This window comes from Nocardia sputi, from assembly GCF_023501985.1.
The window spans coordinates 1-1,232 of record NZ_JAMFLC010000071.1; the positions used below are offsets into that span (position 1 = coordinate 1).

At 61.4% G+C, this 1,232-nt stretch carries 1 protein-coding gene; it reads right to left on the reverse strand.

Features of this window, described 5'->3' with window-relative positions:
- Positions 1-1,201: cytochrome P450 (locus M8859_RS36660; protein WP_159989408.1), on the reverse strand; the 1,201-nt coding region annotated here is incomplete at its 3' end.
- Between the last annotated feature and the right edge of the window lie 31 nt (positions 1,202-1,232).

Here is a 1,232-nt window from a genome sequence, read left to right on the forward strand (position 1 = left end):
ATCGGGTCTCCACGGTGATGGGCAGGTGCGCGAAACCACGCACGTTGGACGAATGAACACGCACGATCCCCGACTCCACGACCTCGAAGGACCGCACCCGCGACGCGAACTCCCCCAACGCGACCCTCGCCTCCAACCGCGCCAGATGCGCACCCAAACAGAAATGCACCCCCGCACCGAAACTGGCCAACCCCGACTTGCCGGCACGATCGATCCGGAAACAATCCCCATCCTCGAACACCGCCGGATCACGATTAGCCGAACCGATCAACAACAACACCTTCCCCCCCGCCGGAACCACACCCCCGTAATAACCCAAATCCGCCGTAGCAGTACGCGCGATCACCTGACTAGAGGTGTCATACCGCAACGTCTCCTCCACCCAATCCCCCACCAACCCCCCATCCGCCACCACCTTCGCATACTCCCCCGGACACCGCCCAGCCCAATACAACGCATTACCCAGCAACTTCGTGGTGGTCTCGTTCCCCGCCACCACCATCAGAAACAAAAACCCCACGATCTCCTCATCAGTCAGCGTGTCCTCGCCGATCTCGGCATCCAGCAACGCCGAAGTCAGATCATCACGCGGCACCCGGCGACGCTCGGCCACCATCTCCGCGTAATAACCCAACAACGTCACCGACGCCTCCACCGCCGCCATCGGAATATCCAGCACACCGTCCTCCCGATGCACCACCAGATCCGCCAACCGCCGAATCTCCCCCCGATCCACCACCGGAACCCCCATCAACTCCGAAATCACATCCATCGGCAACTTCCCCGCCACCTCATCGATCCAATCGAAACCACCACCCCCCAACGCCGGCACCAGATACGACAACGTCAACTCCCGAATCCGCGCCTCCATCCCCGCCACCCGCTTCGGCGTGAACCCCTTGAACACCAACCGCCGCATCCGCATATGCCGCGGATCATCCATCGCCAAAAACGACATCACCCGATGCGCATCCGGCCCCCACGCCGCCGGATCCAACGACACCCCATTCGCACTCGACAACCCCACACAGTCCCGAAAACCCCCCACCACATCCACATACCGCGACAACGCCCAAAACCCCACATCCGCGTTGTGATACAACGGCGCCTCCTCCCGCAACCGCCGATACACCGGATACGGATCCTCATGAAACCCATAGTCATACGGATCGAACACCAGCGGCCCCACCACAACCGTCATCACACACACTCCCAATCCGATAACACGTTCT